Genomic DNA, 22,065 nt, shown 5'->3' with positions numbered 1-22,065 from the left:
CTACCTTTACGCCGTTGCTGTTTGTAACACCTGCGGGTTGGCGTGGAAAAACACGTGCTCACGAATCGGTCCTACAGCCACTTCGCCGATTTCCTCATAGCCCTGACGTTTATAGAACTCCAGATAACGAGGATTCCCGGTGTCGAGGATCACGCCCTGGGAGTGCTCATCGACCGCGCACCAGTTGTGCACCGCTTGCAGCAATTGTTCGCCAAAGTGCTTGCCCTGAAATTGCGGGTGAACCCCCAGCAATGGCAGGACGTGCACCGAATCGGACGGCACGCACGCCATCACGGCCGCGTGGTATTCGAGGTAACGTCGGGTGCAGCGAAACCCGGTGCTGAGCACCATCCGCAGGCGCCAGGCCCAGCTTTCGGTGATGCCCAGGCGGCGTTGCGGCGGCGCGATCAGGGCGATGCCGATCAAGCGGTCATTCACCAGCAGGCCGATGGCCGGCAACTCCTGAAAAAAATGTTGTTTGACCAGTTCGCGCACCGTCGCCCGTACCCGCTGTTCATAACCAGGGCGTTCGGCGTCGAACAGGTAGCCGAACGTCGGCTCGTGCCGGTACGCCTGGTACAACAGGGAACGTGCTTCGCGGGAATAGCCGCTGTCGAGCATGTGAATATCGGCGGTGGCGGTCGAGGTTTCGGGCATAACGGCGGATCTCCCTGGGGCACAGCTCAGATGGCTGCGCTCTTCTTGGTACGAACCTTGGGGTGGCTTCACAGTTCCCCAGACAGGTATAGACCAAGCCAGGATCTTCATCGACTGGGCTGACGCCTTCGCGGGCAAGCCTCGCTCCCACAGTGTCCGTGTCGTACACAAAATCTGTGAACACCACCGAAACTGTGGGAGCGGGCTTGCCCGCGAAGAGGCCCTATATGCCAACACAAAGCTGACGGGGGAAAGCGAATCGCCTCACCCCAAGGCTGGCCCCATTCCTACATGTCAGCTAGCATCGCACTTTTGCCAGGACTGCCGACCATGAAGATCGTCTCCTTCAACATCAACGGGCTGCGCGCTCGCCCGCATCAGCTGGCGGCGCTGATTGAAAAGCATCAACCGGACGTGATCGGGTTGCAGGAAACCAAGGTCCACGACGACCAATTCCCCCTGGACGAGGTTCAGGCGCTGGGTTATCACGTGTATTTCCACGGGCAAAAGGGTCATTACGGCGTGGCCCTGCTCTCGCGCCAGGAGCCGATTGCGCTGCACAAAGGTTTCGCCACTGACGAAGAAGACGCTCAGCGGCGCTTCATCTGGGGCACGTTCGCCGACACCAATGGCCTGCCGGTGACCATCATGAACGGCTATTTCCCACAGGGCGAAAGCCGCGATCACCCTACCAAGTTCCCGGCCAAGGAACGTTTCTACGGCGATTTGCAGCAGTTGCTGGAAAGCCAGTTCAGCAACGACCAACCCATTGTGGTGATGGGCGATGTGAACATTTCCCCGGAAGACTGCGACATCGGCATCGGCCCGGACAACATGAAACGCTGGCTGAAAACCGGCAAATGCAGCTTCCTGCCCGAAGAGCGCGAATGGATGGCCCGCCTGAAGAACTGGGGGCTGGTGGACAGTTTCCGTCACCTGAACCCGGACGTTGCCGACCGTTTCAGCTGGTTCGACTACCGCAGCCGCGGTTTCGAGGATGAGCCCAAGCGCGGACTGCGGATTGACCTGATCATGGCGTCCCATGGATTGTTGCCACGGGTTAAAGACGCGGGCGTGGATTATGAACTGCGCGGGATGGAAAAACCTTCTGATCATGCGCCGATCTGGCTTGAATTGAGCTGATCCTACAAAATCGACACAAGGCTAATGTGGGAGCGGGCTTGCTCGCGAAGGCGGTGGGTCAGTCGACATCAATGTTGAATGATCGACCGCCTTCGCGAGCAAGCCCGCTCCCACATTGGTAACTGTCATCGTTCAGAAACCTTACTGACTTATTCTCCCGGCACTTTCTTTGGCTTATAAGGTGCCGGCATGACCCTGCGCGTGTTGTTCCTGTTACTGCTCGGCGCCGTGCTGCCGCTGACGGTGTCGGCTGGCGATTTGCCGACGCCCGAACGTGGCCCGGTGCTGCGCATCCAGGGTTCCAACACCATCGGCGCGGCATTGGGCCCGGCGCTGGTCGAGGGGTTGATGCGTGAACAGGGCTTGCTGAAGGTTCACCGCGAAGCCCCGGACAAGGCCAACGAACAACGCATCGTCGGCGAAACCGCTCAGGGCCGCCGAGTCGAGGTGGAGGTCGCGGCCCACGGCTCCAGCACCGGGTTCAAAGCCCTGAAAAACGCCTCTGCCGATCTCGCGGCCTCATCGCGCCCGATCAAGGACAGCGAACGGGTGGATCTCGAACCATTGGGCGACCTGAAAAGCCCGGCTGCCGAGCAAGTCATCGCCATCGATGGGCTGGCCATCATCCTTCATCCGCACAATCCGCTGAAGCAACTCGACACCGAGCAACTGGCGCGAATCTTCAGCGGCGAAGCGAAAACCTGGGAAGAACTCGGCGGCACCGGTGGGACGATTCATCTCTATGCGCGGGATGACCAATCAGGCACCTACGACACGTTCAAGGAACTGGTCCTCAGTCCACATGGGAAAAACCTGAGCGGCAATGCGAAACGCTTCGAATCCAGCGAACAATTGTCCGACGCGGTCAGTCTGGACCCACAAGCCATCGGCTTCATCGGTTTGCCTTATGTGCGCCAGGCCAAGGCCGTGGCCATTGTCGATGGCGACTCCCAGGCCATGTTGCCGCTCAATAGCCTGATCGCGACGGAAGATTACCCGCTGTCCCGTCGACTGTTCTTTTACCTGCCGCCGAACGGGAAAAATCCCTGGGCCAAGGCCCTGGTCAAGTTCGCCCAAAGCAGCAATGGCCAGGCGATCGTCGCGGCCAATGGTTTTATCGCACAGACCGTTCAGGCCATGGCCGTTACGCCGAATGCGCTGATGCCCGAGGGTTATCAGGCACTCAGTCGCCATGCCCAGCGGCTGACGGTGAATTTCCGTTTCGAAGAAGGCAGCGCGATGCTGGACAACAAGGCCCGACAGGACCTGTCGCGGGTGCTCGACTATATAAAGCAGCACGACAAAACCAATCGGCAGGTGACGCTGGCAGGGTTTGGCGACGCCAAGAGCGACCCGGCGCGGGCCGATCTGCTGTCGAAACTGCGGGCCATGGCGGTGCGACGAGAACTGGTGAAAAACGGCGTGGTATTTCGCGAGATTCGCGGTTTCGGCGCCGAGATGCCGGTGGCGGCCAACAGCGGGGATGAGGGGCGAATCAAGAATCGGCGGGTTGAGGTTTGGGTGTATTGAGTCTGATGCTGATGGATTGAATGGGCCGACGCCATCGCGGGCAAGCCTCGCTCCTACAGGTAACCACCAATCCTGTGGGAGCGGGCTTGCCCGCGAAGAACGATGACACGGTGTTACTGCCCGCTGCGCATCATCTCTTTCGGCACATACTTGCCGATCTCGAACTTGCCGATCGCCGCACGGTGCACTTCGTCCGGGCCGTCGGCCAGGCGCAGGGTGCGTTGCATGGCATACATGTAGGCCAGCGGGAAATCGTTGGAAACCCCTGCCCCGCCATGGATCTGGATCGCCCGGTCGATCACCCGCAATGCCACGTTCGGCGCGACGACTTTGATCTGTGCGATTTCGCTTTTCGCCACCTTATTGCCGACGGTGTCCATCATGTACGCCGCTTTCAATGTCAGTAGTCGTGCCATGTCGATCTCCATCCGCGAGTCGGCGATTTTGTCGATGTTACCGCCCAGCCGCGCCAGGGGTTTGCCGAATGCGGTGCGGTTGACCGCACGTTTGCACATCAACTCCAGCGCACGCTCGGCCATGCCGATCGAACGCATGCAGTGGTGAATCCGGCCCGGGCCAAGGCGACCCTGAGCGATTTCGAAGCCGCGTCCTTCACCCAACAGGACGTTTTCGTACGGCACCCGGACGTTTTCGAACAGCACTTCGGCGTGGCCGTGAGGCGCGTCGTCGTAACCGAACACTGGCAGCGGGCGCACAATTTTCACACCTGGGGTGTCCACCGGCACCAGAATCATCGAGTGCTGCGCATGGCGCGGTGCATCCGGATTGCTCAGGCCCATGAAGATCAGGATCTTGCAGCGCGGATCGCAGGCACCTGAAGTCCACCATTTTTTGCCGTTGATCACCCATTCGTCACCATCACGCACGGCGCAGGCAGCCATGTTGGTGGCATCAGACGAGGCCACGTCCGGTTCGGTCATGGCGAACGCCGAGCGGATCTCGCCGCGCAACAGTGGTTCGAGCCAGCGTTGCTTCTGTTCTTCGCTGGCGTAACGCACCAGCACTTCCATGTTGCCGGTGTCTGGCGCCGAGCAGTTGAACGGCTCAGGACCCAGCAATGAGCGGCCCATGATTTCCGCCAATGGCGCGTATTCGAGGTTGGTCAGGCCGGCACCGCGTTCGGACTCAGGCAGAAACAGATTCCACAGGCCTTCGGCCCTGGCCTTGAGTTTGAGTTCTTCCATGATTGCCGTTGGCTGCCAGCGATCGCCCTCGGCGACCTGGCGTTCGAACACCGCTTCGGCGGGGTAAACGTAGGTGTCCATGAACGCAGTCACGCGCTCACGCAGTTCCTGGACCTTGGGCGAATAAGCGAAATCCATGGCAGCTCTACCTTTTTATCAGGGGTTCAGAGGAGTTGTTCAGGTCATGCAATCGATGCTAGAACAGCGTTGATAATTTACCTAACCTATTCTCGGCGTGTATTAACATTCATCACCGATATATGATCGGCTGATTGCCAAGGCCCTCGGGTCCGATCAAAACGCCGCTAAAAACAGATGCCCCTATAAAAAAAGAGTGCAGCGCATGAATCTGAGCAAGGTCGACCTCAACCTTTTCATCGTCTTCGACGCGATCTACACCGAAGCCAACCTGACCCGCGCCGGGCAGATTGTCGGCATTACTCAACCGGCGGTGTCGAACGCTCTGGCCCGCCTGCGCGAGACCTTCAACGATCCGCTTTTCGTGCGCACCGCCCAGGGCATGGTGCCCACGCCGATGGCGCAGAACATTATCGGCCCGGTGCGTAACGCCCTCTCCCTGCTGCGGGTGTCGGTGCAGGAAAGCCGCATTTTCAACCCGTTGCAGGCGGTCAAGACCTACCGCATCAGCATGACCGACCTCACCGAGGCGGTGATCCTGCCGCCGCTGTTCCAGCGCCTGCGGCGCCTGGCGCCGACGGTGATCATCGAAAGTTTCCTGTCCAAACGTCGCGAAACCACCAAGGAACTGGCGGCCGGGCGTCTCGATTTCGCGGTGGATGCGCCGCTCAACACCGACCCGCAGGTGCGTCACGTCAAGTTGATGGAGGACCGTTATGTGTGCGCCATGCGCAAGGGCCATCCGCTGGCGGGCAAAGAAAAATTCACTCTCGACGATTACCTGTCCCTGACCCACATCCATATTTCCAGCCGCCGCAGTGGCCTGGGTTATGTCGACCTGGCCCTGGGCAAAATGGGCATCCAGCGCAAGATCGCCCTGCGCTCCCAGCATTACCTGATGGCGTCCCAGGTGTTGCAACAGACCGACATGGTCATGACCGTGCCGGAACGCTTCGCCCGTCGCCATGACTTGTACTCGGTGAACCTGCCGGTCAACGATGTGCCGCCGGTGGAAACCCACCTCTACTGGCACGAAAGCACTGACCAGGACCCGGCCAACCGCTGGATGCGCGAACAGATGATCGAGTTGTGCCAGCAGGTCACGGCCCATGAGAAGACGCTGGATAAGGTGTAGGACTTTAGACCACAGCGCCCTCATCGCGAGCAGGCTCGCTCCCACAGGGAATCGCTGTTTCACACAAATGTTGTGTTCACCGTAGATCTATTGTGGGAGCGAGCCTGCTCGCGAAGAGGCCCGCAAGCACACTGAGAATCCATAGCCCTTGACGTAAACGTAAACCTGCCATTAGCTTAGCGCCATGACCTTTTTCGAGCGCTTCCATGAGCAGCCAGACCTATAGCATTTCCGACCTCGCCCGCGAGCTCGACATCACCACCCGGGCCATTCGCTTCTATGAAGAGCAGGGCCTGCTCAGCCCCGAGCGTCGCGGCCAGGAACGCATTTATTCGCCCCGTGACAAGGTCAGCCTGAAGCTGATCCTGCGGGGCAAGCGCATTGGTTTTTCCCTGGCCGAATGCCGCGAGCTGATCGAACTTTATGACCCCTCCAGCGGTAACACCAAGCAACTGCACAGTATGCTGGCGAAAATTGCCGAGCGTCGGGACCAACTCGAACAGCAACTGCTGGACATCGAACAGATGAAACTGGAACTCGACACGGCCGAAGAGCGCTGTACCCAGGCGCTGGAGCAAACGATCAAGAGCCAGGAATCGGTCCAGTAGATCTATACAATTCCCTGTGGGAGCGGGCTTGCCCGCGATGAGGGCATGACATTCAACATTGATGCTGACTGACCCACTGCCATCGCGGGCAAGCCCGCTCCCACAGGGTTTTCTCAGCATTCAGACAATCACAACAGGTCGATTCCATGTCCCTACCCACCCACGTACGCCTGGTCGAAGTCGGCCCCCGCGACGGTCTGCAAAACGAAGCCCAGCCCATCAGCGTTGCGGACAAGGTGCAACTGGTCGACGCGCTGACCGCCGCCGGCCTCGGCTATATAGAAGTCGGCAGTTTCGTCTCGCCCAAATGGGTGCCGCAAATGGCCGGTTCCGCCGAGGTCTTCGCGCAAATCCAGCGCAAGCCGGGCGTGACCTATGGCGCCCTCGCCCCCAACCTTCGGGGCTTTGAAGACGCCATTGCGGCCGGGGTCAAGGAAGTCGCCGTGTTCGCCGCAGCGTCCGAAGCGTTTTCCCAGCGCAACATCAACTGCTCGATCAGCGAGAGCCTGGAGCGTTTCGTGCCGATCATGGACGCCGCCAAACAACACGGCGTCAACGTGCGCGGTTATGTGTCTTGTGTGCTGGGCTGCCCTTACGAGGGTGATGTCGCGCCTGCGCAAGTTGCCCGGGTCGCTCGCGAGCTCTATGCCATGGGTTGCTACGAAGTTTCGCTGGGAGACACCATCGGCACCGGCACTGCCGGCGCAACCCGCAAGATGTTCGAAGTGGTGTCGGCCGACGTGCCACGGGACAAACTGGCCGGGCACTTTCACGACACCTATGGCCAGGCCATGGCCAACATCTACGCCAGCCTGCTGGAAGGCATCGCGGTGTTCGACAGCTCGGTCGCCGGCCTCGGCGGCTGCCCGTATGCCAAGGGCGCCAGCGGTAACGTCGCGACCGAAGACGTGGTTTACCTGCTCAACGGCCTGGGTATCGAGACCGGCATCGATCTGGACGCCTTGATTCGGGCCGGCCAGCAGATTTGCGCGGTGCTGGGGCGCCCTACCGGTTCGCGCGTGGCCAAGGCCCGCAGCGCACAGTGACAACGTGGATGTGTCCGGGTGTTACCGCGTGTTCTGGCTCGTGGGGTGGAAACGAGTAACACGGAAACAAATTGTCAGGTTTGGCACGGATGAAAAAATCCAACAAAAATTCAAATAATTGATTTTAAAAGGATTTTTAAAGTTGGCACGGCTTCTGCTATCTCTATGGCATAACAAGAATAAAAAGCTGCAAACCAATAAAAATAAGACGTAACGACTCTGACATAACAAGAACAACACGGCAGAGACGCAGCTAACAGATTTTTTTGGAGAAGATGTGCTTTTCAGGGTGCTTTTCGGAGTAACCCGCAACCGGGCAGAGAACAATAAAACTACCGTCAGGTAGCTCCCGAACTGGTTGGATCGCTTGGCGAAAAAGTAGATCAGCGCTCAAAAAAATACGTTTGCTCTTGATCCCGGATGGGGATCGACAAAAACAGCGGTAAAGGGCCACGGTTGCCAAAAACAACAACAGACCGCCCCTCAATAATAAAAAAAGAGCACGTAACGACAAAATTAAAGGGGAGCTTCGGCTCCCCTTTGTGCTTTCTCGTGTTTGCCATTTCCACTGCGCCCCCTGTGGGAGCGAGCCTGCTCGCGATAGCGGTGGTTCAGTCGACATCTATATTGGATGCGCTGCCGTCATCGCGAGCAAGCTCGCTCCCACAAGGAGTTGTGGTCAGACGGGATGACCTCGCAGCTCCTCGATGCTGATCTCGCGCATCCGGAATTTCTGGATCTTGCCGGTCACGGTCATCGGAAATTCCTCCACGAACTTGAAGTAACGCGGCGTCTTGAAGTGCGCAATGCGCTCTTTGCACCAGGCTTGCAGTTCCTGCTCGGTAGCGCTGTGGCCGGGGTGGAATTTGATCCAGGCAACGATCTCTTCGCCGTACCGGGAACAAGGAATGCCGATCACCTGCACGTCGGCTACCGCCGGGTGGGTGAAGAAGAACTCTTCCAGCTCCCTTGGGTAAATATTCTCACCGCCGCGGATGATCAAGTCCTTGTTACGTCCGGCGATGCACACATAACCTCCATCGTTCATGCTCGCCAAATCGCCGGTGTGCATCCAGCCCGCCTCATCGATAGCCTCAGCGGTGCCTTGCGGGTTATTCCAGTAGCCGAGCATCACGCTGTAGCCCCGAGTACACAGCTCGCCGATGGTGCCGCGTGGCACCAGGTTGCCCGCCTCGTCGATGATCTTGCTTTCCAGTTGCGGCTGGGTGCGGCCGACGGTGGTGACGCGCAACTCCAGGCCGTCTGACGGACCGGTTTGCAACGACACGGGGCTGGTTTCCGTCATGCCGTAGGCAATCTGCACTTCACTCATGTGCATTTCGCTGATAACCCGGCGCATTACCTCGATCGGGCACGTTGCCCCGGCCATGATCCCGGTGCGCAGGCTCGACAAATCAAACTCGGCGCGTTTGGGCTGATCGAGCATGGCGATGAACATGGTGGGTACGCCGTAGAGTGCGGTGGCTTTTTCTTCGGCGACCGTGGCCAGGGTCAGCAGCGGATCGAAGGCATCGTTGGGGTAAATCATGGTGCTGCCGTGGGTGACGCAGCCGAGGTTGCCCATGACCATGCCGAAGCAGTGATACAGCGGCACCGGCATCACCAGCCGATCACGGGCAGTCAGCCCAAGGCTTTCGCCGACCATGTAACCGTTATTGAGAATGTTGTAGTGACTGAGGGTCGCGCCCTTGGGGAAACCGGTGGTGCCGGAGGTGTACTGGATGTTTACCGCCTGATCGAAATGCAGGCTGCCCTGGCGTTCGCGCAATTGCTCGACCGAGACGCTGGCCGCCAGATCGGCCAGCTGCGACCACGGCAGGAAACCCGATGGCGGCTGCGCATCCAGGCTGATGACCCCACGCAGTTCCGGCAGGCGTTCGCTCTGCAAGCGACCGATGGATTGTTCCGCCAATTCCGGTACCAATCCTTGCAGCATGCCGTGGTAGTCGGAGGTCTTGAAGGCCCCGGCACAGACCAGCCATTGGCAACCGGATTGCTTCAACACGTATTCGAGTTCGGAACTGCGGTAAGCCGGGTTGATGTTGACCAGGATCACGCCGATTTTCGCGCTGGCAAACTGGCTGATGCACCACTGGGCACAGTTCGGTGCCCAGATGCCGAGCCGGTCACCGGTTTGCAAACCCAGCGCCAGGAATGCTCTGGCGTGCAGATCAACAGCATCCGATAGTTGCTGCCAAGTGTAACGCAGCTGTTGATGACGCACGACCAGCGCCTCCCCGTTCGGGTATTGCGCGACCGTGTTATCGAACGCCTGACCGATGGTCATCGCCAGCAAGGCTTTGTCCTGGGAACCACGGGTATAGCTGCGCTGCGGGCTTGCACTGGGTTGATCCATGACGACCCCTATTGTCTTTATTGTAGGAGCGTGGCTTGTGTGGCGAGGGAGCTTGCTCCCGCTCGGTTGCGCAACAGTCGTTATCAGCCAATCAGGTGCTGTCTGATGCACCTTATTTACCGATTTGCGACCGCTTCGCGCTCGAACGGGAGCAAGCTCCCTCGCCACAGAGTGCGACGCTGGTCTTTCAGAACTGGCTCTACTCTCGCTCAAGTTGACGTTAACGTAAAGGGCGATTGACAGCCATTCGTCACAGGCTTACGTTAACGTAAAGGTGAGAGCAGAATCCTACCCTCCCCACCCTACAAAAAAGCCAAAAGGTGTCCCATGAGCTACCCGTCCCTGAACTTTGCCCTCGGTGAAACCATCGACATGCTGCGCGATCAGGTTCAGTCCTTCGTCGCCAAAGAGATCGCCCCGCGCGCCGCTCAGATCGACATCGACAACCTGTTCCCGGCCGACTTGTGGCGTAAATTCGGCGACATGGGCCTGCTGGGCATCACCGTGCCGGAAGAGTACGGCGGCGCAGGCCTGGGTTATTTGGCGCACGTGGTCGCCATGGAAGAAATCAGCCGTGGTTCGGCCTCGGTTGCGCTGTCCTACGGCGCCCACTCCAACCTCTGCGTCAACCAGATCAACCGCAACGGCACTCACGAACAGAAAAGCAAATACCTGCCGAAACTGATCAGCGGCGAGCACATCGGCGCCCTGGCCATGAGCGAGCCGAACGCCGGTTCCGACGTGGTTTCGATGAAGCTGCGCGCCGACAAACGCGGCGACCACTATGTGCTCAACGGCAGCAAGACCTGGATCACCAACGGCCCCGACGCCAATACCTACGTGATCTACGCCAAGACCGATCTTGAAAAAGGCCCGCACGGCATCACCGCCTTCATCGTCGAGCGCGACTGGAAAGGCTTCAGCCGCAGCAACAAGTTCGACAAGCTCGGCATGCGTGGCTCGAACACCTGCGAGCTGTTTTTCGATGACGTCGAAGTGCCGGAAGAAAACATTCTCGGTGTGCTCAACGGCGGCGTGAAAGTGCTGATGAGCGGCCTCGATTACGAACGCGTTGTCCTGTCTGGCGGCCCGACAGGGATCATGCAGGCTTGCATGGACCTGATCGTTCCGTACATCCACGACCGCAAACAGTTCGGCCAGAGCATCGGCGAATTCCAGCTGATCCAGGGCAAAGTCGCCGACATGTACACCCAACTCAATGCCAGCCGCGCCTACCTGTATGCGGTGGCCCAGGCCTGCGAGCGCGGCGAAACCGCCCGCAAGGACGCCGCCGGAGTCATCCTCTACAGCGCCGAATGCGCGACCCGAATGGCCCTCGACGCGATCCAGATCCTCGGTGGCAACGGCTACATCAACGAATTCCCGGCCGGTCGTCTGCTGCGTGACGCCAAGCTGTATGAAATCGGTGCCGGCACCAGTGAGATTCGTCGCATGCTCATCGGTCGCGAACTGTTCAACGAAACCCGCTAAACGGAGCTGTCCATGGCTATCCTGCATACCCAGCTCAACCCCCGTTCGGCGGAGTTCGCGGCCAACAGCGCGGCGATGCTCAAACAGGTCGACGCCCTGCACACCCTGCTCGCGCAAGTGCAGCAAGGTGGTGGCCCGAAGGCTCAAGAACGCCACACCTCGCGGGGTAAGTTGTTGCCCCGGGAGCGGATCAATCGTCTGCTCGATCCCGGCTCGCCGTTTCTCGAGATCAGCCAACTGGCGGCCTACGCGGTGTACGGCGAAGACGTTCCCGCCGCTGGCGTGATTGCCGGTATTGGCCGGGTGGAAGGCGTCGAATGCATGATCGTCGCCAACGATGCCACCGTGAAAGGTGGCTCGTACTACCCGCTGACCGTGAAAAAACACCTGCGCGCGCAAACCATCGCCCAGCAGAATCGCCTGCCCTGCATCTATCTGGTGGACTCCGGCGGCGCCAACCTGCCGCGTCAGGATGAAGTGTTCCCGGACCGCGAACACTTCGGGCGGATCTTCTTCAACCAGGCCAACATGAGCGCCATGGGCATCCCGCAAATTGCGGTGGTCATGGGTTCCTGCACCGCCGGCGGGGCCTACGTACCGGCGATGGCGGACGAAGCGATCATGGTTCGTCAGCAGGCAACGATCTTCCTCGCCGGCCCACCGCTGGTGAAAGCCGCGACCGGTGAAGTGGTCAGCGCCGAAGACCTCGGCGGGGCCGATGTGCACTGCAAGATTTCCGGTGTCGCCGACCACTACGCCGAGAGTGATGAACACGCCCTCGCATTGGCCCGACGCAGCGTTGCCAATCTCAACTGGCGCAAGCTCGGTGAACTCCAGCAACGTACGCCGATCGCGCCGCTGTACAGCAGCGATGAGTTGTATGGCGTGGTGTCGGCGGATGCCAAGCAACCATTCGACGTGCGCGAAGTGATTGCACGCTTGGTGGACGGTTCGGTGTTCGACGAATTCAAAGCACTTTTCGGGACTACGCTGGTGTGCGGCTTTGCCCACCTGCACGGCTACCCGATCGCGATCCTCGCCAACAACGGCATCCTCTTCGCCGAAGCCGCACAGAAAGGCGCGCACTTCATCGAACTGGCCTGCCAGCGCGGCATTCCTTTGCTGTTCCTGCAAAACATCACCGGCTTCATGGTCGGCCAGAAATACGAGGCCGGCGGCATCGCCAAGCACGGAGCGAAACTGGTGACCGCCGTGGCCTGCGCCAAAGTACCGAAATTCACCGTGATCATCGGCGGCAGCTTCGGCGCCGGTAACTACGGCATGTGCGGTCGGGCCTATGATCCACGCTTCCTGTGGATGTGGCCGAACGCGCGGATCGGCGTGATGGGTGCCGAACAGGCAGCAGGGGTACTGGTGCAGGTCAAGCGTGAGCAAGCGGAGCGCAGTGGCCATGGTTTCAGCGCCGAGCAGGAAGCCGAGATCAAGCAACCGATTCTCGATCAGTACGAAGAACAGGGACATCCCTATTATTCCAGCGCCCGACTATGGGACGACGGCGTCATCGACCCGGCGCAGACCCGCGACGTGTTGGCCCTGGCCTTGTCGGCGTCGCTGAACGCGCCAATCGAACCGAGCCGCTTCGGCGTGTTCCGGATGTGATCTGGAGAAAACCATGAGCGACTTCAACACCCTCGAACTGCTGAGCGATCCAAGGGGTTTTGCGACCTTGTGGCTCAGCCGTGAAGAAAAGAACAACGCCTTCAACGCCGAAATGATCCGCGAACTGATCCTTGCGCTAGACAAAGTGTCGAGCGATGCCAGCCTGCGCTTTCTGTTGATCCGCGGGCGCGGCAAACATTTCAGCGCCGGCGCCGATCTGGCCTGGATGCAGCAATCGGCCGAACTCGATTACCACACCAACCTCGACGACGCCCGGGAACTGGCGGAGTTGATGTACAACCTCGCCAAGCTGAAAATCCCGACCGTGGCGGTGGTGCAAGGCGCGGCCTATGGCGGCGCGCTGGGCCTGATCAGTTGCTGTGACATGGCCATCGGTGCCGACGACGCGCAGTTCTGCCTGTCGGAAGTGCGCATCGGCCTCGCGCCGGCGGTCATCAGCCCGTTCGTGGTGCAAGCCATCGGCGAACGCGCGGCACGGCGCTATGCCTTGACCGCCGAACGCTTCGGCGGGCAACGGGCTCGGGAAATCGGCTTGTTGTCGGAGAGCTACCCGATGGCTGAACTGGAGCAGAAAGTCGATCAGTGGATCGACAACCTGCTGCTCAACAGTCCGGCGGCCATGCGCGCCAGCAAGGATTTGCTGCGCGAAGTCGGCAGCGGCGCGTTGACCCCGGCGCTGCGGCGCTACACCGAGAACGCCATCGCCCGAATCCGCGTCAGCCCCGAGGGTCAGGAAGGATTGCGCGCATTCCTGCAAAAACGCTCGCCCACCTGGCAAGCCGAAACCACCCTCAAGGAGCCGCGTTGATGAGCGCACCAGTCCTCACCACCCTGCTGGTGGCCAACCGCGGCGAAATCGCTTGCCGGGTGATGCGCACCGCCAAGGCCCTGGGCCTGACCACCGTGGCCGTGCACAGCGCCACCGACCGTGACGCCCGGCACAGCCGAGAAGCGGATATCCGCGTGGATCTGGGCGGCAGCAAAGCCGCCGACAGTTACCTGCAAATCGACAAACTGATCGCCGCCGCGAAAGCCAGCGGCGCTCAGGCGATTCATCCCGGTTATGGTTTTCTCTCGGAGAACGCCGGGTTCGCCCGCGCGATCGAAGCGGCCGGTCTGATCTTCCTCGGCCCGCCCGCCTCGGCCATTGACGCCATGGGCAGCAAGTCCGCGGCCAAAGCCTTGATGGAAACGGCCGGTGTGCCGCTGGTGCCTGGCTATCACGGCGAGGCTCAGGACCTGGACACCTTCCGCGACGCCTGCGAACGCATCGGTTATCCGGTGCTGCTCAAGGCCACGGCGGGCGGCGGCGGCAAAGGCATGAAAGTGGTCGAGGATGTCAGCCAATTGGCCGAAGCCCTGGCCTCGGCGCAACGTGAAGCACAGTCGTCGTTCGGCGACTCGCGGATGTTGGTGGAGAAATACCTGCTCAAGCCGCGCCATGTGGAAATCCAGGTATTCGCCGACCAGCATGGCAATTGCTTGTACCTCAACGAACGTGATTGCTCGATTCAGCGGCGGCATCAGAAAGTCGTCGAAGAAGCGCCCGCTCCAGGCCTGAGCCCGGAATTGCGTCGGGCCATGGGCGAAGCCGCCGTGCGTTCGGCGCAGGCCATCGGTTACGTCGGTGCCGGCACCGTGGAGTTTTTGCTGGATGCACGCGGTGAGTTCTTCTTCATGGAGATGAACACGCGTTTGCAAGTTGAACACCCGGTTACCGAAGCCATCACCGGCCTTGATCTGGTGGCCTGGCAAATTCGCGTGGCCCGTGGTGAAGCGCTGCCGATGACCCAGGATCAGGTGCCACTGATCGGCCATGCGATCGAAGTGCGGCTGTATGCCGAAGACCCGGGCAACGACTTTCTGCCGGCCACCGGGCGTCTGGCGTTGTACCGCGAATCCGCCGAAGGGCCGGGGCGTCGCGTGGACAGTGGCGTCGAAGAAGGCGACGAAATTTCGCCGTTCTACGACCCGATGCTCGGCAAGCTGATTGCCTGGGGCGAAGACCGTGAACAGGCGCGGCTGCGTTTGTTGAGCATGCTCGATGAGTTTGCCATTGGCGGGCTGAAGACCAACATCAACTTCCTGCACCGGATCATCGGCCACCCGGCGTTCGCCGCAGCCGAACTGGATACCGGGTTCATTCCGCGTTATCAGGAACAGCTACTGCCAGAGCCATCACAGCTGAGTGATGAGTTCTGGCAAGCGGCGGCCCAGGCGTTTGCGCAAAGCCAGCCGACTGTTTCGCGCACCGATGATCCGAGCTCGCCTTGGGCCATCAACAACGGTTTGCGTGCCGGACTTCCGACCGAAATCACCCTGCATTTGAGTTGCGAAGAACAAGACCGGGCGCTGACTCTGGGCGATGCCGACGCTCATACAGCACAGCTCAAGGGTGAATACCTGCTGACCGAACACAACGGCTTGCGCCGTCAGCACCGGGCCATCCGTCGTGGCGATACGCTGTATCTGCAATGGGACGGTGAGCTGCGTCGCATCGAGTCATATGACCCGATCGGCGCCGTCGAAGCCAGCCACAGCCATCAGGGTGGGCTCACCGCGCCGATGAACGGCAGCATCGTGCGGGTGCTGGTGGAGGTCGGGCAAACGGTCGAAGCCGGGGCGCAACTGGTGGTGCTGGAAGCGATGAAGATGGAGCACAGCATTCGCGCGCCCCATGCCGGGGTGATCAAGGCGCTGTATTGCCAGGAAGGCGAAATGGTCAGCGAAGGCAGTGCGTTGGTGGCGTTGGAACACGTGTGAAATGAAGATCGGTCCTACGCGTTGCGAGGACCGATCTGATTAGAATTTGGCAGTCGCCTGAACCACCACGCCGATGATTCGGCACTCTTCGGTGTAAAGGGCTTTCGGATACGTCGGATTGAGCGGGACCAGATAACGCTGCCCGCCCTCTTCGATCAGTTTGCGAAAGACCGCCTCGGCGCTTCCGGGCCATTGGGCGATCACCAGTTTGCCAGGCTCCGGCACGATAGCCGGGTCGACCAGAATCAGCATGCCCTCGGCAATGCTCGCACCCGAGGGTGCCGTCATCGCATCGCCGACCACCACCAGCCAGAACGCCGCGCCCTGTGCATGGTAGTCGGACAGCTCGAAACGTGGCTTGCTGACTGCCGTTGAAGCGCCGTAAGCCGATAGCTCTCCGTCGCGCACCTCTGCGGTCTCCCGCCAGTCACTGACCGGGTAGCGAAAGTACGGGTTGTACTTTTGCGTCAGAGGGATCCCCTCATCCTGTGAGATCTGCGGCTCCCTGATCACCATCGCGACTTCCAGATAGTCCATGCCCAGCGCCCGCAAGACACGGTTCATCTCCTCGAGGCCGGGCTGACGACGTTTATTGAGCCAGTGGCCGACGCCACCCTGGGACATCCCTATGCGCTCGGCGAGTATTTCCTGAGTGACTTTGAGTTCACTCATTTTGGCCTTGACCAATTCAATCCATTTATCCATGTGCGGCACGATACGGGGGGTACTCCGACCAACAAAACACAAATTGTAGTATTTAAATTCAAGACACAAATACAGTACGTACTAAGCTGGGCTCACGGATTTGAATCTATCACGGAGCTTGCCATCATCATGACCATCCCCAGCAATACCCTGCCCGACATGCAAATCGACACCAGCCTCACCTCGCCAAAAGGCTCTGCTGCCGCGCAACGGGCACTGGACTATTACTTGAAACCAGCTGTGTCAGAAGCGACCAACGAAGAACGCTTCTTTGATGTGAACCGTAGCATCAGTTGCGAAGAGGCGCTGGTCCATGCTTCGGATCTGTTGCGGTGTGCCGCCGCCACCGCGAATGAATCAGCCAACCAGCTGCAGGGCGCAAGCCGGGATCTGGCGTTTTCTACGGTGCATATGATCGACATGGCCAAGGCGATGCTCGACCGATCCCTGGAGGGCGATCGGAACGATTGAGGCGGGAGCGCTTTGGAGGGGACAGGAAAAACTTTCCAATCGAGCAGGAAAAAAATTTGACTTGCAAATGATAATGATTATTATTGCATTGACTGATCGCGAGATCAGTCGATGGGCCAAGAGACCTTAGGTCGGTCTCCTGGACTATCTCCTCATCAGGCTAATCACGGTTTTTGACCCGGCTTTTTGCCGGGTTTTTTTTTGCCAGTTAGTCTGGCTTTGGCTTCAGGCTAATGAAGTCTGTGGGTGCTGCAAATTCGATTGCCGCGGATGATATCAAAACAATATCTGCTAGCGAGAGACGCCCGGCAGCATTGGGCCAAACTAATGAAAATAGCACTTGAGAATCAATCGCGCAGTCTCTAAGCTGCATCGGCGTCAAGGAGGACGCCCCCCTTTCAACCCCGCAATTTCCCCCGGTTTCTCCCTCCCTTGCGTGTAAAGTAGCAGCCATAAAAATCATATTCAGGAACCGACTATGGCCGTGGCTAAATCTTCTTTCGACATCAGCGCAAACTTCGACAGCGGCAACATTGAAGTGCTGGATATCAGCAATCCTCTGCAAGCGCTGCTGGCCATCAGGCCAGACACCCGCAACCAGCATTTCCAGTGGTTCCACTTCAAGGCCAGCGGTCTGCACGTCGGTCAGGAGCATTGGTTTCGTCTGAACAACGCCAGTAAATCCTCGTATAACAAGGCTTGGGATGGCTATCAGGCGGTGGCATCCTACGACCACGTCAACTGGTTCCGCGTGCCGACCATCTTCGAAGGCGACTGCCTGCGTTTCAGCCTGGAAGCCACCGCCACCCACGCCTGGTTCGCCTATTTCGAACCCTACAGCCGTGGCCGTCACGATTGGCTGATCGAGCAGGCACTGTCCAAGGCCGGCACCGAACTGCTGGCCACCGGCAAGAGCGTTGAAGGTCGCGACATCCAGCTATTACGCAAAGGCACTGGCGCCGAAGGCCAGCGCAAGGTCTGGATCATCGCCCAGCAACACCCCGGCGAACACATGGCCGAGTGGTTCATGGAAGGCGTGATCGAGCGTCTGGAAAAACACGACGACCCGGTTCTGAAGAAACTCCTGGCCAGCGCCGACCTGTACCTGGTGCCGAACATGAACCCGGACGGTGCCTTCCACGGTCATTTGCGTACTAACGCCATGGGCCAGGACCTGAACCGTGCCTGGCAGAGCGCCAGCCAGGAAATCAGCCCGGAAGTGCTGTTCGTTCAGCAACAGATGGAAAAGTATGGCGTCGACCTGTTCCTCGACATCCATGGCGATGAAGAAATCCCCTACGTGTTCACCGCCGGCTGTGAAGGCAACCCTGGCTATACACCGCGGATCGAAAAACTCGAAGAGCGCTTCCGCAGCCATCTGAAGCACCTGACCAAAGACTTCCAGACCAAACACGGCTACACCCGCGACGAGCCCGGTAAAGCCAACATGACTCTGGCCTGTAACAGTGTCGGTCAGAAGTTCGACTGCCTGTCGTTGACCCTGGAAATGCCCTTCAAAGATAACAACGACGCGCCAAATGCGCTGACTGGCTGGTCGGGTAAGCGATCGAAGCAGTTGGGCAAGGATGTGCTGACGACCATTGCCGACATGGTCGATGCTCTGCGTTGATTATTTGAATATCGAAGATCGCAGCCTTCAGCAGTTCCAACAAGGCTGCGATTTTTTGATGTTTTACTCAGCCGGGATCCGCACACAATCCTGGGGCCCCAGCAACCGCCCATCCTCGGCGCGCAATTCCAGCGGCCGCACCGGTCGACCGTTCTCACGATCGACCACCCGCGAATGCGCCTCCCCCGCCTCATAGAAAAACGCCTCGCCCCACTGCCGCAACCCGATGATCAACGGGAACAGACCCTTGCCCTTCTCCGTCAGCACGTACTCCTGATACGCACTGCCGTCCGACGCCGGCACCAGATCGAAAATCCCGTGGGCCACCAATGTGCGCAGGCGCGCCGAGAGAATGTTCTTGGCCATGCCCAGATTGCGCTGGAACTCACCAAATCGCCGCAGACCATCGAACGCATCGCGCACGATCAATAGCGACCACCAATCCCCTATCGCGTCCAGTGAACGGGCGACCGGGCACTCGGCGCCTTCCATGCTTGTACGTTTAACCATAACCGCGTCCGCCGACAATCAATGTGGTTGCAATATAAAACCAGACTCTCTACCGTACAACTGGTTTTATTTTGAAACCACAAAAGGAAACCCGTGATGAAACCTGATCATCCGTTAAGCGGCGCCGTAGTGCTGCTATTTGCCGTGGCCTGCGGCTTAGCCGTCGGCAATGTGTATTACGCACAACCGCTGCTCGATGCCATGGCCGAGGCCTTCGCCATGGACCCGGCAACCATCGGCATCGTCGTCACCCTCACCCAGATCGGCTATGGCGTGGGCCTGTTGTTGCTGGTCCCTCTGGGGGATCTGCTCAACCGTCGCCGATTAATCGTCCTGCAAACCCTGCTGTCGGCACTGGCCTTGTTGATGATCGCGTTAGCACCGAACAGCGCTTGGTTGCTGCTCGGCATGGCGCTGACCGGGTTGCTGGCGGTGGTGACGCAAGTTCTGGTGGCCTACGCCGCGACCCTGGCCATCCCGGCGCAACGTGGACGTGTGGTGGGGGTGATCACCAGCGGCATCGTCGTCGGTATTCTGTTGGCACGAACGGTGGCAGGCGGCATGGCTGATCTGGCCGGTTGGCGCTCGATCTATCTGTTGTCCGCCGGATTAACCCTGGTGATGGCGTTGCTGTTGTTTCGCGTGCTGCCCAAGCACGAAGATCCGCGACAGGATAGCGCTTACGGTGCATTGATCGGCTCGGTTTTCACGTTGTTCAAGGAAGAACCGGTGTTGCGTCAACGGGCTATGCTCGCCCTGTTGACCTTCGCCAGCGCCATGGTGCTGTGGACCCCTCTGGTATTACCGCTGAGCGCCCCACCGCTTTCACTGTCCCACACCGAAATCGGATTGTTTGGCCTGGCCGGGGCCGCCGGCGCACTGGCCGCCGCCCGAGCCGGGCACTTAGCCGATCGCGGGCTGGGTCAATGGACCAGCGGACTGTCGTTGTTGCTGATGCTCGCCTCATGGCTGCCCATCGCCCTCACTCAATCGTCGCTGTGGGCGTTGTTGCTGGGGGTCATTACGCTGGACTTGGGGCTGCAAGCCGTTCATGTCACCAGTCAGAGCATGATCTACAACGTGCGCCCCGAAGCGCAAAGCCGACTCACCGCCGGCTATATGCTGTTCTATTCGATCGGCAGCGCCTTGGGCTCGATCGGTTCGACGGCGATGTATGCCTTGGGCGGCTGGATCGCAGTGTGCTGGCTGGGTGCAGGTATCAACGCCGTGGCGTTGATCTATTGGTGGTTGACGTTGGCCCCGAAGGACCAACCTGTGGAAGCAGCTTCACGCTGACCTGTAGCAGCTGCCGCAGGCTGCTACAAATCGCGCTCCCTGCCTCGCAACATGCTGTCCAGCACGTCATCGCGGCGCACCCAACCGTGAAACAACGCCGCCGCCAGGTGCAGCAGCACGGTCAGAAACAGCAGATACGCCAAATACCCATGCGCCTTGCGCAGAAACGCAAACACTTGCGCATTGGCCGGCAGGATCGACGGCAACTGCAACGAACGACTGAGCATTACCGGATCGCCAGCCGCCGAAATCATCGCCCAGCCCAGCAGCGGCAAAATCAGCATCAAGGCGTACAGCAAAACATGCGAGGCCTTCGCCGCCAGCACCTGCCAACCCGGCAAGTCCACCGGCAGCGATGGTTGCCGGGTCGAAAAACGCACGGCCAGGCGCACGACCACCAACAGCAGAATCGCAATGCCCAAAGGCTTGTGCAGATGGATCAGCCATTCATGACGCTCGGACACCGAGGCCACCATGCCCGCGCCGATAAACAGCATCGCAATGATCATCAGCGCCATCAGCCAGTGCAGAAGCCGCGCCAAGGGCGCGAAATGGTTCGGTTGAGCGCTCATTGACGAGACTCCTGTTTGGCGGCGGGTAACTGGCTGACTTCGCTGGTGCGGCGCAGGTAGGAACTGGCGTACCCCGCTGAACGAGCGGCGAGCAGCGGGTCGTCGGAGCCTTCGATACCGCTGGGCAATACCAGTGGGTCGTAGTTGATGTCACGGCACTCGCCATTGAGTTGCGGTTGGGTGCTTTCGAGCACCAAGGTGCCGGCGCTCAGCACTTTTCGGCCGTCGGGCCAGGCCTTGCTCGCGTCGTTGACCGGGTCCCCGGGGTTCGCCAGGGTGATGTTCAACTGCCAACGCAATGGTCCGGCGGACAAGCGCTGAACCAAATCTTTTTCGAGGAAGTCAGCGCCCTCCGCTGCCGTCGCACCCGCCGCGTCCTGAGCCACTGGTGTCATGCTCCAGCGCACCGCTTGCCGATGACCGGCTGCGTTCACCAGGTAAAACGCGTTGACGCTGTTATAAGTCTGCGTCGCATAACTGGCAGAAGGTTTGGCGGTTTTGATCCAGGCAAGGAACGGCGCGGCTTCCGGGTGAGAACCGAAGAACGCCGGAACAGCCGCAGGGTTCGGTTTGCCGGTCGCAGGGTCCGGCGCCTGCGCTTGTTGCAACTGATAGAACGCCTCGGGCGTGCCCACCGGGAACACCGGCATGCTGTTCATCCCGGTGCGCCACTGCTGACCGTTGGCCTGGGTGAAACGCAACGCCAGGCTGCGGATCGGCACACTGTTGTCTGGTGCGTAAGGGTTGCCGGCAGGCAGTGCGAAACGCCCGACCACCGGGGTCCGCGCGTCACTGAACACTTGGGCGCTGGAGTACTCGCGCGCCTGGCCGCTGCTCTCGAAATGCCCGATCACGCACACCCCTTTGGCGTGGTTACGACGGAACCCCGGGTGCACACCGTTGTTTTTCTCCAACACATTGATCAACGCTTTCGGCGTCAGACGCTGTGGGTCGAGTGTGCCGTTGACGTAGGCAAAAGCCCCGACCAGCGCAGCGACCACCACGGCAATACCGGTCAGGCGCAACGTCAGGCTCGCGGTGCTCAGGGGCGGCCGAGACGGCCCTGTTGTAGATGAGCGATCAACCATGAAAGTCTCCAGGGCCGTGGGCCACAGGGGAAAAGAGCTATGAGACGAACGTCACGTAG

Annotated in this window: 19 protein-coding genes; 12 read left to right on the top strand and 7 right to left on the bottom strand. The window is 59.8% G+C overall.

Annotated features, from left to right (window positions below; all coding sequences use genetic code 11):
* Window positions 1-6: 6 nt before the first annotated feature.
* Window positions 7-657 carry a GNAT family N-acetyltransferase gene (locus QMK51_RS10250; RefSeq protein ID WP_320393950.1) on the bottom strand — a complete coding sequence of 217 codons (651 nt, stop codon included), beginning with the start codon at window positions 655-657 and terminating at the stop codon, window positions 7-9.
* A 330-nt stretch (window positions 658-987) separates the two neighbouring features.
* Here QMK51_RS10250 and xthA point away from each other — a divergent pair, with 330 nt between their 5' ends.
* On the top strand, window positions 988-1,800 hold the full coding sequence (gene xthA / locus QMK51_RS10245) for an exodeoxyribonuclease III (RefSeq protein WP_320393949.1): 813 nt from the start codon (window positions 988-990) through the stop codon (window positions 1,798-1,800).
* A 189-nt stretch (window positions 1,801-1,989) separates the two neighbouring features.
* On the top strand, window positions 1,990-3,330 hold the full coding sequence (locus QMK51_RS10240) for a phosphate ABC transporter substrate-binding/OmpA family protein (protein WP_320393948.1): 1,341 nt from the start codon (window positions 1,990-1,992) through the stop codon (window positions 3,328-3,330).
* Window positions 3,331-3,443: 113 nt separating this feature from the next.
* On the opposite strand, the gene QMK51_RS10235 is transcribed toward QMK51_RS10240, so the two are convergent.
* The gene (locus QMK51_RS10235; protein ID WP_320393947.1) at window positions 3,444-4,673 is read right to left on the bottom strand and encodes an acyl-CoA dehydrogenase; all 1,230 of its coding nucleotides are present in this window, start codon (window positions 4,671-4,673) and stop codon (window positions 3,444-3,446) included.
* Between the two features lie 205 nt (window positions 4,674-4,878).
* Here QMK51_RS10235 and QMK51_RS10230 point away from each other — a divergent pair, with 205 nt between their 5' ends.
* From QMK51_RS10230 to QMK51_RS10220, 3 genes are all read left to right on the top strand, one after another.
* The gene (locus QMK51_RS10230) at window positions 4,879-5,808 is read left to right on the top strand and encodes a LysR family transcriptional regulator (protein WP_258699996.1); all 930 of its coding nucleotides are present in this window, start codon (window positions 4,879-4,881) and stop codon (window positions 5,806-5,808) included.
* Window positions 5,809-6,014: 206 nt separating this feature from the next.
* Window positions 6,015-6,416, top strand: coding sequence for a MerR family transcriptional regulator (locus tag QMK51_RS10225; protein ID WP_258699995.1), 402 nt, complete (start codon window positions 6,015-6,017; stop codon window positions 6,414-6,416).
* A gap of 146 nt (window positions 6,417-6,562) precedes the next feature.
* On the top strand, window positions 6,563-7,462 hold the full coding sequence (locus tag QMK51_RS10220; protein WP_320393946.1) for a hydroxymethylglutaryl-CoA lyase: 900 nt from the start codon (window positions 6,563-6,565) through the stop codon (window positions 7,460-7,462).
* 679 nt (window positions 7,463-8,141) lie between these two features.
* On the opposite strand, the gene QMK51_RS10210 is transcribed toward QMK51_RS10220, so the two are convergent.
* Window positions 8,142-9,839, bottom strand: coding sequence for an AMP-binding protein (locus QMK51_RS10210; RefSeq protein WP_320393945.1), 1,698 nt, complete (start codon window positions 9,837-9,839; stop codon window positions 8,142-8,144).
* A 327-nt stretch (window positions 9,840-10,166) separates the two neighbouring features.
* Here QMK51_RS10210 and QMK51_RS10205 point away from each other — a divergent pair, with 327 nt between their 5' ends.
* The 4 genes from QMK51_RS10205 to QMK51_RS10190 are packed head-to-tail and all read left to right on the top strand — an operon-like array spanning window position 10,167 to window position 15,734.
* Entirely contained in the window at window positions 10,167-11,330 is a 1,164-nt protein-coding gene (locus QMK51_RS10205; RefSeq protein WP_223489832.1) for an isovaleryl-CoA dehydrogenase, read from the top strand.
* 12 nt (window positions 11,331-11,342) lie between these two features.
* The gene (locus QMK51_RS10200) at window positions 11,343-12,950 is read left to right on the top strand and encodes a carboxyl transferase domain-containing protein (RefSeq protein WP_008014290.1); all 1,608 of its coding nucleotides are present in this window, start codon (window positions 11,343-11,345) and stop codon (window positions 12,948-12,950) included.
* Between the two features lie 13 nt (window positions 12,951-12,963).
* Complete coding sequence (locus QMK51_RS10195) at window positions 12,964-13,779, top strand: gamma-carboxygeranoyl-CoA hydratase (protein ID WP_258699990.1); 816 nt, start codon at window positions 12,964-12,966, stop codon at window positions 13,777-13,779.
* Complete coding sequence (locus QMK51_RS10190; protein ID WP_320393944.1) at window positions 13,779-15,734, top strand: acetyl/propionyl/methylcrotonyl-CoA carboxylase subunit alpha; 1,956 nt, start codon at window positions 13,779-13,781, stop codon at window positions 15,732-15,734. Before QMK51_RS10195 ends, QMK51_RS10190 begins: the two co-directional genes overlap by 1 nt.
* A gap of 39 nt (window positions 15,735-15,773) precedes the next feature.
* Here QMK51_RS10190 and QMK51_RS10185 read toward each other — a convergent pair whose 3' ends face one another.
* Entirely contained in the window at window positions 15,774-16,439 is a 666-nt protein-coding gene (locus QMK51_RS10185; RefSeq protein WP_320393943.1) for a LexA family protein, read from the bottom strand.
* A gap of 129 nt (window positions 16,440-16,568) precedes the next feature.
* On the opposite strand from QMK51_RS10185, the gene QMK51_RS10180 reads away from it, so the two are divergent.
* Together QMK51_RS10180 and QMK51_RS10175 are read left to right on the top strand one after the other, a co-directional pair.
* On the top strand, window positions 16,569-16,910 hold the full coding sequence (locus tag QMK51_RS10180; RefSeq protein WP_320393942.1) for a DUF6124 family protein: 342 nt from the start codon (window positions 16,569-16,571) through the stop codon (window positions 16,908-16,910).
* A 478-nt stretch (window positions 16,911-17,388) separates the two neighbouring features.
* Window positions 17,389-18,540, top strand: coding sequence for a M14-type cytosolic carboxypeptidase (locus tag QMK51_RS10175; protein WP_320393941.1), 1,152 nt, complete (start codon window positions 17,389-17,391; stop codon window positions 18,538-18,540).
* A gap of 63 nt (window positions 18,541-18,603) precedes the next feature.
* Here the strand turns inward: QMK51_RS10175 and QMK51_RS10170 are convergent, their stop codons facing one another.
* Window positions 18,604-19,050 (bottom strand): winged helix-turn-helix transcriptional regulator, encoded by a 447-nt coding sequence (locus tag QMK51_RS10170; RefSeq protein ID WP_258699985.1) that lies wholly within the window; start codon window positions 19,048-19,050, stop codon window positions 18,604-18,606.
* A gap of 96 nt (window positions 19,051-19,146) precedes the next feature.
* Here QMK51_RS10170 and QMK51_RS10165 point away from each other — a divergent pair, with 96 nt between their 5' ends.
* A complete protein-coding gene (locus QMK51_RS10165; protein ID WP_320393940.1) occupies window positions 19,147-20,346 on the top strand; it encodes an MFS transporter in 1,200 nt (399 codons plus the stop codon).
* Between the two features lie 23 nt (window positions 20,347-20,369).
* Here the strand turns inward: QMK51_RS10165 and QMK51_RS10160 are convergent, their stop codons facing one another.
* Together QMK51_RS10160 and QMK51_RS10155 are read right to left on the bottom strand one after the other, a co-directional pair.
* Window positions 20,370-20,918 carry a cytochrome b gene (locus QMK51_RS10160; RefSeq protein WP_320393939.1) on the bottom strand — a complete coding sequence of 183 codons (549 nt, stop codon included), beginning with the start codon at window positions 20,916-20,918 and terminating at the stop codon, window positions 20,370-20,372.
* Window positions 20,915-22,006, bottom strand: coding sequence for a catalase family peroxidase (locus tag QMK51_RS10155; RefSeq protein WP_320393938.1), 1,092 nt, complete (start codon window positions 22,004-22,006; stop codon window positions 20,915-20,917). The genes QMK51_RS10160 and QMK51_RS10155 overlap by 4 nt, the downstream gene beginning before the upstream one ends.
* Between the last annotated feature and the right edge of the window lie 59 nt (window positions 22,007-22,065).

It is taken from the genome of Pseudomonas sp. P9_31, assembly GCF_034008235.1.
Lineage (GTDB): Bacteria > Pseudomonadota > Gammaproteobacteria > Pseudomonadales > Pseudomonadaceae > Aquipseudomonas.
Note: the sequence above shows the minus strand (reverse complement) of the source record. Positions and strands in the feature narration are given on the sequence as shown.